We start from the raw sequence: 10,557 nt of genomic DNA on the forward strand, positions 1-10,557 counted from the left end.
CTTGAAGAGCTAAATAACACAGCTTTAATTAGTAACTAGTGCAGGAGCGCCACTGTGAAATTTAAAGTCTTCATCAGGGCTAGTGATCAAATCAGCCTCAATTTTACCAAAAAAGTCGACTCGCTCAGTAATATCAAAATCAGCAATTTCTTGTGCCAGTGTTAAGTAATCTTGATAATGGCGCGCCTCAGAGCGAAGCAATGAAATATAAAAATCGCCTAAGCGTTTATCAACATGTGGAGCAAGTGCAGCAAAACGCTCACATGAGCGAGCCTCAATATAAGCACCTACAATTAGTTTATCGACTAATGCATTAGGCTCAAACGTTTTAACGTTACGTAGCATCCCTTTAGCGTAACGACACGGTGTAATGCTTCTGTACTCTACCCCATACTCGTCCATTATTTCGAGCACTTGATAAAAGTGATGTAATTCTTCTTTTATTAGCATCACCATTTTATCTATTAAATCTTGCCCGTAAGGTGAGTTAGACTTTGGGATAATAGATTTTGTAAGTTTATTTTTAGCCGCTAAATCACGCCAATTACCTTCGCGTTTATAAATAAGTGTTTCAAAGGGCTTTAGCCATTCAAGTAATGCATCGCTGCTGTCTTTATCTACCGCGTACTTACGAATTAAAAACATTGCACTTTGCGCTGCTTTTAACTCACAAATTAAGTGATCGATTAAAATAATCGATAAATTTTCTTTTTTTACTGCCTCAATAACCCATTCATTTGGGGTTTCACACAATAAAAAATTATTAATAGGGGCTAAAAGTTCGCTATGTGGCACAGGGCTGCTCGTTACTTCAAATAATAAAAAGCCATTTTAACACGAAAAATAACGAAGAATAAAACGAGCTAAAACAACCTCTTTAAAATGTTAATAAGCAGTTAACTTGACTTTGTATATGAACTAAACCATAAATATAGGTACTGTATAAAAAACAAACTAACTAAAACTAAATTATAACCAACAGTTATACGTTCCTTTTATGGAGTACCGCTATGATACTGAACCACCTGTGGGGCATTTATGCTCATCCACTCGAAGAATGGCAAACAATAGATAACCGCCACGAAAGCCTGACTTATAGCCTGTCGCATATTTTACTTATTGCATTATTTCCATCGATTATGGGGTATTACTCATCGGTGTATTTAGGCTGGAGTATTGGTGCGGGCAACCCAGTATTTTTAACACATGAAAGCGCACTGCTAATTGCCGTGGCTATGTATGGTGCGTTAATAGCCGGTGTGTTTGCACTGGCCTATTTAGCCCATTGGATGGCCGTTACATTTGGTGCTAAACCTACCTTTACACAAACGCTTGAACTTGCCGCTTATACTGCTACACCCGTGTTTATGTCGGCCTTAGCCGCTTTTTTACCTGAGCTGTGGTTTGTTGTTTGCGTAGGTATGATTGCCCTAGCCTACTCGGTGTACTTGCTTTATACAGGCGTGCCAATACTAATGCATATTCCACAAGAGCGCGGCTTTATTTATGCCAGCTCTGTTGTTACCTGCGGGCTAATTTTATTGGTAATAATTTTAGCTGTAACCGCAATACTTTGGACTAACGGCATTGTGAGTCCAATGTTTACCTAATCAACCACGTTGTTTGATATGAAGTGTTCCCTTTCTTTCCTTCGCAAAAAAGGAGCTAATTAGCTCCTTTTTTTTATGTCTGATTATGTTTAATCACACATTAATCAGCTTCGTTGGCATCTTGATTGTGTATTTCAAGGCCTGATGACATGGCGTTTTCGCGGTTACTTTTAGCCGAGTCGTTACGCAATTGATCAATATGATTTAAGTAATCTTGATCGATATCGCCGGTAATGTATTGCCCATCAAATACAGAGGTTTCAAACTTAGTAATTTCTGGGTTTTCTTGGCTTACAGCGGCAATTAAATCGTTTAGCGATTGAAAAATTAAGCCATCAGCACTGATGCTTTGGTTAATGTCTTCAACTTCTCGGCCATGCGCAATAAGCTCTGCGGCAGATGGCATATCAATACCATACACATTAGGAAAACGAATTTCTGGTGCTGCTGAGGCAAAATACACATTTTTTGCTCCGGCTTCACGGGCCATTTCTACAATTTGTGCCGAGGTTGTACCGCGTACAATTGAATCATCAACTAGTAAAACGTTTTTACCTTTAAACTCACGGTCAATCGCATTTAGCTTTTGACGCACTGACTTTTTACGCATTTCTTGGCCAGGCATGATAAATGTACGACCAATATAACGGTTTTTAACAAAGCCTTGGCGGTAAGGTAAATCAAGCATGCGGGCAATTTCTAACGCCACATCGCATGAGGTTTCAGGAATTGGGATAACAACATCAATGTCTTTATCGCTCCACTCACGCGCAATTTTTTCACCCAGTTTAGTACCCATGTTTACACGCGTTGCGTAAACCGACATACGATCGATGGTTGAATCAGGGCGAGCAAAATAAACAAACTCAAAAATACACGGCGCATAAGAGGCTTTTTCAGCACAACTTTGTGAATGAAATTGGCCATCTTCAGTTACGTAAATCGCTTCACCTGGCGCAACGTCACGCACAAATTCAAAGCCGTCTGGCTTTAATGCGACGCTTTCTGAGGCAAACATGTACTCAGTGCCTTTAGGGGTTTCACGCTTACCAAATACCAAAGGACGGATACCATTAGGGTCACGAAATGCTAAAACACCGTGGCCAATAATCATCGCAATAGCGGCGTAGCCACCGGTTACTTTGTTGTTTACTTCGGTTACTGCAGTGAAGATGTCTTCAGCGTCTAAATGTAATTTGTCAGACTTACTTAGCTCATGTGCCATGATATTAAGTAGTATTTCTGAGTCAGACGTTGTATTAACGTGACGACGCGCTTCTGAGAACAGTTGCTGCTTTAGAGTTTCAGCATTGGTTAAATTACCATTGTGCGCAAGCGCAATACCAAATGGTGAATTAACATAAAACGGCTGCGCTTCAGATGAACTTGACGAGCCTGCAGTAGGGTAACGTACGTGGCCAATACCAATTGTGCCTTGTAGTCGTTTCATATGGCGGGTGTGAAACACATCCTTTACTAGGCCATTTGCTTTGCGCAAGCTAAACGTATTGTTTTCAATGGTAATGATGCCCGCGGCATCTTGACCTCGGTGCTGCAAAACAGTTAAGCCATCATAAATCGCCTGATTAACAGGAGATGTTCCGACTATCCCAACGATACCACACATGTAATTTATCCTCGCCGATTAACGGTTTACTGAATTTAAAAAGCTCGAGTTGTTTTCTAGGTACGAAAAGAACCATTCAACAACAAAGCCAAATTCTGGAATCAAAATAGAATTGCCCCACCAGTGCGTGTTTGGTGCACCAGTAAAAGCATCAAGAAAGAAGAGTAACGCGCTCACGACCAACACGCCTCGTAATGCACCAAAAACAATGCCGAAGACACGATCGGTGCCAGATAAACCAGTACGTTGTACAAGCTCACCTAAAATGTAGTTTAGTAAACCGCCTAACAGTAGCGTCGCAAAGAAGAGTATGGCAATGGCCGCCGCATTTCTTAAAAGGGGTTCAGAAATACTTGTTAGGAAGGAAGCTAAATATTGGTAAAACAAACTAGAGATGATAAATGCGCAAGCCCATACTGCTAATGACATAGCTTCTTTAACAAAGCCGCGTATTAAACCGATGATGGTAGACAGTGCAATGATGCCAAGAATGGCGTAATCAACCCAGATCATATTAACCAATTAGTCGCTATTTTGGGGCGCATTCTATACCCAAACCTCGTTAATATGCAAGTTAAAGCGGGAGATAACCAGCAACTAGCACGTACAAAAACTTATCACTTTAACGGCTATTTTTAGCCCTTAAAAACAAAAAAAGCCTTGCTATAGTAAGGCCTTTTAAAATCAATTAGAGACACTGTATTGGGTGACTTTACCGTTTAACTTGGTAAGCGCTTTAAGCTCGGGTAACTTTTTGGTCAGCTCCCCCTTATCAAGCGAGGGCCCAACAAACACTTTAGTCAATGTGCCGTTTGGCGTTTTAATTGGTTTTGTAAACGTTTTAAAGCCTTTCGCTTTAAGCTTAGCTTGTAAGGCCTTAACATTAGCCGCATGGGAAAAACTACCTAGCTGAATTACATAGGCCATATCAGTGAGGTTTTCTTCACTTTTACGTGGCGCAATAGGTTTTGCTTTTACCGGCTCTGGCGCTTTCGCTACAGGCTCTGGCGCAGTCTGAGGCTCTATGCTTGCTTCGACTATTTCAGCCTCTGCTGCGTATTGGCTTTCTTTGCTTGTTAGCAAATCGTCATCGGCAGCTATGTCTTCAATTTGCTCTTGTTTTAAAGGCTCAGCCTGCGCTACTTTTTCATCTATAGACTCTTGAAGGTCAATAGTTTTAAACTCAGAGCGTTCAGGGATAGCTTTAAAGCCCTCTTTGTAGTGGACCTTTTCGCCATCGAGTATATTAGGAATAAACACAATTGCTGCGATCACCACAATACTGGTTCCGACTAAACGATTTATAAAACCTGAGTTCACCGACTTTCTCTCTATTTTTTAAAGTAGTTTATAGCATCTGCAACAGTAAAAAATGACCCAAACACAATTAAAAGCGTATCACTTTGCTGTGTAGGCATAATTACATTAAGCGCATCGTGCACACTATTATAGCGTTCATGCGTGCCTGTATGAGGTATAGTTTGCAACGCCGCGGCCATATTTTCAACATTATCGCCACGAGGTATGTGCAAGCTAGTAAGAGACCATTGATCAATTACATGGCTTACCTCTTTAAGTACACCCGCTTTATCTTTATCAGCAAGCATAGCGACTAATGCATGAATTTTAAAGCCTTTATCTTTATAGCTTGCAAGCTTTAGTGCTAAATAACGAGCAGATTCGGGATTGTGAGCTACATCGGTAAACACTAAAGGTGCAGTGCTTAACTGCTCAAAGCGTCCCTCAACAACTAAGTTAGCTAAACAATGCTTAATTACCTCATCACTTGGCAATAAATTTAGCACAGCTAAGGTTGTTAAGGCCGTTGCTGCATTTTGTGCAGGGATCGCTGGCTTATCTAACAGCAAATTATGATTTTTATATTGCCATGTAAAATGCGCTTCGTGCTCTTTGAATATAAAATCAGTACCGGATATAACCATGCCTGCTTTAATATCGGCACCGTAATCGGTCATTGTATGTGGTATGTTTAAATCACCAATAATAGCCGGCGTGTTTTGACGAAATATGCCTGCCTTATCATAAGCAACTAACTCTCGTGTATCGCCTAGGTATTCTTTATGATCTAAATCTATGGTGGTGATCACGCTTGCATAAGGTGTAACAATATTGGTGGCATCAAAGCGCCCGCCCAAACCAACCTCAAGCAGCACATAATCAACCTCAAAGCGTTTAAAAATAGCCAGCGCACCTAGGGTGCCATATTCAAAATACGTAAGCGCCGTGCTAGCGCGACCTTGCTCTAGCGTGTTAAAGGCATCAACATGGTATTGATCATCAAGCTCTTGGCCATTTATGCGCACACGCTCGTTGTATCTAATTAAATGAGGAGAGGCATACGTACCTACGCTGTAACCTTGCGCAAGTAATAGCGATTCTAAACAGCGTGCAGTTGTGCCTTTGCCGTTTGTGCCGCCAATAAGAATAATTTTGCTGGAAGTGTTTAATAAGCCAATGTTATTTGCAACAGTAGCAACGCGTTCGAGTCCCATTTCAATATTTGCAGGGTGAACACTCTCTAAATAACAAAGCCAATCATCAAGGCTTGATGATTGGCTAGGAATTGTATTTGTCATAGCGTGTAATCAGTAAAGCTGAAATTTACGCTACTCTATGCTCTTGTTCAGTAGAAGGCAAGTTCATAAATTTAGCAAGTACGCGTGCTAATGTATCGCGCATTTCACGACGGTCAATAATCATATCAATTGCACCGTGCTCTAATAAGAACTCACTGCGTTGAAAACCTTCTGGCAAGGTTTCACGTACTGTTTGCTCAATTACGCGCGGACCCGCAAAGCCAATTAAAGCTTTTGGCTCAGCTACGTTAATATCACCTAACATCGCTAATGATGCAGATACACCACCCATGGTTGGGTCGGTCATTACTGATATAAACGGCAGGCCTTTTTCGCTCATTTTAGCAAGCGCAGCGCTGGTTTTAGCCATTTGCATAAGCGACATAAGTGCTTCTTGCATACGTGCACCACCTGAGGCAGAGAAACACACTAATGGCATATTGTGCTCTAAACATTGGTCTACGGCATCAACAAAACGTGCGCCTACAACCGAGGCCATTGAACCACCCATAAATGAGAATTCAAAAGCAACCGCAGCAACAGGAATACCTTTTAAGCGGCCCTTCATTGCTACTAACGCGTCTTTTTCGCCACTTGATTTTTGGGCTGCGCTAATACGGTCTGAGTATTTTTTAGAGTCTTTAAACTTTAATACATCTTTAGGCTCGTGCTCAGTGCCAAGCTCCGTGCGGTCACCCTCATCTAAAAAGTGCTCTAAACGTTTACGGCCGCTCACACGCATGTGATGGTCGCATTTAGGACATACGTTTAATGATTTTTCTAGTTCAGCTTTATATAAAATTGAATCGCAAGCTGTACATTTAGCCCAAACGCCTTCTGGAATTTCTTTACGACCTGACGACTTAGTCGTTTTAGGTAAGATTTTTTCTAACCAACTCATTTGCAACTCTCTTAATGCTGTTCTGTGTCGCGAGTCTGCTAATAAGTAGCAGACAGATTTTTTCAATTAAAACATGAATTACACAAACACGGTATAAAAAACTGGTCTTAGTAGTTAGATAAACGCTTATAAATTCAACACTAACATTCCGAGTCAGGTAAAAATAATGGCCCTAGTGGGGTTTTAGGAATATTAAAGTGTTCTGGGTAATCTACATCTACTAAATAAAGACCCGCGGCTTTTGCTGTGGCACTGGCTTTAGCACGTTCTTTTAAATCTAATAGCTCTTTTAACCATACAGGTTGGTGCTTGTGTAGGCCTATATCCATTAAACAGCCGGTAATATTACGCACCATATGGTGTAAAAAAGCGTTCGCTTTAATATCAATAATAACGTAATCGCCCTGGCGTTGTACCGATAAATGATGAATAGTTCTGTTTGCTGTATTAGCTTGGCAATGCAGCGCTCTAAAAGAGGTAAAGTCGTGCTCGCCAATTAAGTACTGACACGCCTCTTGCATTTTCGTTTCATCAAGTGGGTGATGAAAGTGCGTAACGCCTTCATTCATAACTGCGCCTCTATAAGCGTAATTATAAATAACATAACGATAACGACGCGCTGTTGCGCTAAAGCGTGCATGAAAGTCTTCACTAACAGGTTGAGCAAAACGAATCGCTATATCTTTAGGGAGTAGCGTGTTCATACCCATAGTAAATGCAACCATCTCACGGGGAGCATGGGTTTCAAAGTGTACAACTTGACCAGTGCCATGTACACCTGCATCTGTGCGGCCCGCACACACTATTTCAACCGGATGATTACAAATGCTCGACAACGCTTTTTCTACTTCTTGTTGTACGCTATTTACATGAGACTGACGTTGCCACCCACTGTAACGTGCGCCGTTGTATTCAACTCCAAGTGCTACTCGCATAATTACTGCTTTACCTACTGTGCTAATGAACGGGGCATTTTATGCTATCTCGCGGTGCAATAAAAGTAACCTCGTCTATTTATAGTTATTCGCAAAATTAAGTAATTTATTTTACCCCAATAAAACACAGCGATAAGTTAGTGAGCTTTTAACGTTTTGGGTTTAATAAACGTCTAAAACTAATTAAGTGCTTTTATAGGTTAGAGTTATTCGTACCTATAAAAAAACCGCATTAACAAAGCTAATGCGGTTTTTTATAATCATGAATGCTCTAGTTAAGTTTAGCTTTTAAACTTTGCGCTTCTTCTTGTACATCTTCAGGGCCACTTTCAATAACATCTTCAATCACTTTAAGGGCTGAGTCAAAGTCGTCAATTTCAATGTATGCTCTTGCCAAATCAAGCTTGGCAGAATAACCACCGCTTTCTAAGTCAACATCTGTTGGGTTATCGCCTGCCAGTAACGAATCAAAGTCACTTAAGCCTACGTCCATATTAACCTCGTCATAGGGTTCGTGCTCAAGTACTGAGTCATCGCTTTGCTCAAGTAGCGCGTCAATATCAACAAAATCATCGGTTGTAGCCTGCTGATCATTTTGCGAAGGCTCTTCTTGCACCGCTTTCGCTTCAACCTCAGTGTCTAAGTCTTCGTTTAATAGGCTATCAAAGTCGACATCAAATTCGCTGCTATCTTCTAAATTTAACTCATCCGGTTCACCTAACTCACTAAGCAACGCATCAAAATCGGTTTGCGTTAAGTCAGCCATAAACTCATCGTCTAGCTGCTCGTCGGGTATAACGTCTTCATTAGTCTGATCATCAGCAGCCTGTGTTAGCTCGGCTTCTAATTGCGAATTTGTTATTTCATCTTCAACGTCTTCTGAAAGTGCTTGTTCTAAAATTGCATCGTCAAAATCAGGCTGTTCCTGCGCACTATCCGTTGTTTTCGCCTCACCTAAAGGTTCCTCTTGCGGTAAAGGCGCATCAAGCTCATCGTCAATCAGAGGCTCGTCATCTAGGTCGGCTTCTAACGCATCAATACCAGTGTTACCAGCAAGTGCATTTGCTAAGTCTTGCTCAGCTTGGCTTGGCGCCATACCGCTTGCTTGTCCATCAAGTTCATCACCTTGTAACTCTTGCGGACTATATGATTGCTGATCATCTAAATCAATTTCGTCATCGTTATCAAGCTCTAACTCAGGGTACTCGTCAAGTTCTTCACTTGGAGTTACTTGCTCATCTAATAATGCATTGAGCTCGTCGTCTAGCTCATCAACGCTTTGCAATAAATCATCATCGAAAACCCCTTCGTCTTCATCCGTATTTTCAGATAAATCTAGCTCACTTTCATCATCAGTTAATTCATCAAATGATGACGGCACTTGAGCGTGCTTATCATCTGCACCTATATCATCGGTATGTTTCGGCTCAAGTTCTAGCTCTGAAAAATCGTTATCAATGAGTAACTCATCATCAAAATCGTCTTCTAAGCTATCTAATTCACTGCCTGAAAGTGCGTTTGCTAAGTCTTGTTCAGCTTGGCTTGGCTGCATGCCTGTTGCATCACCATCAAGCTCATCTCCTAATAACTCATCAGGTAGATATTGCTGTTGCTCTGTTACATCTAACGTATCGGGGTTATCATCTGAAAAGTCTATATCATCACTAAGCGTATTATTTACAGCATCATTTTCAGGTTGAGTATCTAAAAGCGGACTCGCTGGTGCTTCTTGTGAGTCAAGCGGGTCATCACCTAAATCAACCTCTACCTCTTCAATGTCATCATCAAGATCATCTAATGCCCAATCAGGGTTTTCAACATAGTCTTCGTCTGTAGCTTGCTGTAGCTCGTTGAGTAATTCGTCAACACTTTTTAGGGTGTCGTCAGTGTACTCTTCCTGTGCATCTTCTGGGTCAAGTAACGTTTCTGAACTATCTGTAAAGTCAGTGTTTTCAAGCAAATCAGCATCAAGCTCTGGCTCTTCTACAAGCTCTGGCTCTTCTACAAGCTCTGGCTCTTCTACAAGTTCTGGCTCCTCGAGAAGCTCAGGCTCTTCTGCAAGCTCAGGCTCTTCTACAAGCTCAGGCTCCTCGAGAAGCTCAGGCTCTTCTACAAGTTCTGGCTCTTCTACAAGTTCAGGCTCTTCTACAAGTTCTGGCTCTTCTGCAAGTTCTGGCTCTTCTACAAGTTCAGGCTCTTCTGCAAGTTCTGGCTCCTCGAGAAGCTCAGGCTCTTCTAAAAGCTCAGGCTCTTCTACAAGTTCTGGCTCCTCGAGAAGCTCCGCCTCTTCTACAAGTTCTGGCTCTTCTACAAGTTCTGGCTCTTCTGCAAGTTCTGGCTCATCAATAAGTGAAGACGCTAATGTTTCAATATCATCTTCATCAAAATCTTCCTGTGCATCAGCTAGCTCTTCGACCGAATCAGCTAAAGCGCTATCAATATCTCGCTCTGTATCATCAGTTGCTACTTGAGCGGCAGATGAGTCTTCAACTTCATCAATTAGGCTGTCTATGTCGTCTAAATCAAAGTCATCGTTTTCTTCAACTAGCGCATCAGTAGGGGCTTCATCAGGTGTATCACTTGCATCATCAATTAAGCTGTCTATGTCGTCTAAATCAAAGTCATCGTTTTCTTCAACTAGCGCATTAGCCGGTGTTTCATTAGGTGTATCACTTGCTTCATCAATTAAGCTGTCTATGTCGTCTAAATCAAAGCCATCGTTTTCTTCAACTAGCGCATCAGTAGGTGTTTCATCAGGTGTATCACTTGCTTCATCAATTAAGCTGTCTATGTCGTCTAAATCAAAGTCATCGTTTTCTTCAACTAGCGCATCAGCAGGGGCTTCATCAGGTATATCACTTGCTTCATCAATTAAGCTGTCTATGTC

General features: G+C 41.4%; 9 protein-coding genes. 1 reads left to right on the forward strand and 8 read right to left on the reverse strand.

Translation table 11 applies throughout. The annotated features are described in order from the left end of the window. Positions 1-24: 24 nt before the first annotated feature. Entirely contained in the window at positions 25-795 is a 771-nt protein-coding gene (miaE, locus tag PSH50_RS15630; RefSeq protein WP_004586888.1) for a tRNA isopentenyl-2-thiomethyl-A-37 hydroxylase MiaE, read from the reverse strand. A 215-nt stretch (positions 796-1,010) separates the two neighbouring features. On the opposite strand from miaE, the gene PSH50_RS15635 reads away from it, so the two are divergent. Next, on the forward strand, positions 1,011-1,610 hold the full coding sequence (locus PSH50_RS15635) for a Yip1 family protein (RefSeq protein WP_004586887.1): 600 nt from the start codon (positions 1,011-1,013) through the stop codon (positions 1,608-1,610). A gap of 100 nt (positions 1,611-1,710) precedes the next feature. Here PSH50_RS15635 and purF read toward each other — a convergent pair whose 3' ends face one another. The 7 genes from purF to PSH50_RS15670 all read right to left on the reverse strand — a co-directional run. Further along, entirely contained in the window at positions 1,711-3,237 is a 1,527-nt protein-coding gene (purF, locus tag PSH50_RS15640; protein WP_004586886.1) for an amidophosphoribosyltransferase, read from the reverse strand. A gap of 18 nt (positions 3,238-3,255) precedes the next feature. After that, positions 3,256-3,750, reverse strand: coding sequence for a CvpA family protein (locus PSH50_RS15645; protein ID WP_004586885.1), 495 nt, complete (start codon positions 3,748-3,750; stop codon positions 3,256-3,258). A gap of 171 nt (positions 3,751-3,921) precedes the next feature. Next, positions 3,922-4,557 carry an SPOR domain-containing protein gene (locus PSH50_RS15650; protein ID WP_273587085.1) on the reverse strand — a complete coding sequence of 212 codons (636 nt, stop codon included), beginning with the start codon at positions 4,555-4,557 and terminating at the stop codon, positions 3,922-3,924. 11 nt (positions 4,558-4,568) lie between these two features. Continuing rightward, positions 4,569-5,834 (reverse strand): bifunctional tetrahydrofolate synthase/dihydrofolate synthase, encoded by a 1,266-nt coding sequence (folC, locus tag PSH50_RS15655; protein WP_273587084.1) that lies wholly within the window; start codon positions 5,832-5,834, stop codon positions 4,569-4,571. A gap of 25 nt (positions 5,835-5,859) precedes the next feature. Beyond that, positions 5,860-6,735: an acetyl-CoA carboxylase, carboxyltransferase subunit beta gene (gene accD, locus PSH50_RS15660; protein ID WP_024032247.1), complete on the reverse strand. Its 876-nt coding sequence runs from the start codon at positions 6,733-6,735 to the stop codon at positions 5,860-5,862. Between the two features lie 140 nt (positions 6,736-6,875). After that, entirely contained in the window at positions 6,876-7,670 is a 795-nt protein-coding gene (truA, locus tag PSH50_RS15665; protein WP_054983053.1) for a tRNA pseudouridine(38-40) synthase TruA, read from the reverse strand. Positions 7,671-7,941: 271 nt separating this feature from the next. Beyond that, a partial coding sequence (locus tag PSH50_RS15670) for a FimV/HubP family polar landmark protein (RefSeq protein WP_337946902.1) occupies positions 7,942-10,557 on the reverse strand: 2,616 nt, incomplete at its 5' end.

It is taken from the genome of Pseudoalteromonas sp. Angola-7 (assembly GCF_028599255.1).
Taxonomy (GTDB): domain Bacteria; phylum Pseudomonadota; class Gammaproteobacteria; order Enterobacterales; family Alteromonadaceae; genus Pseudoalteromonas; species Pseudoalteromonas atlantica.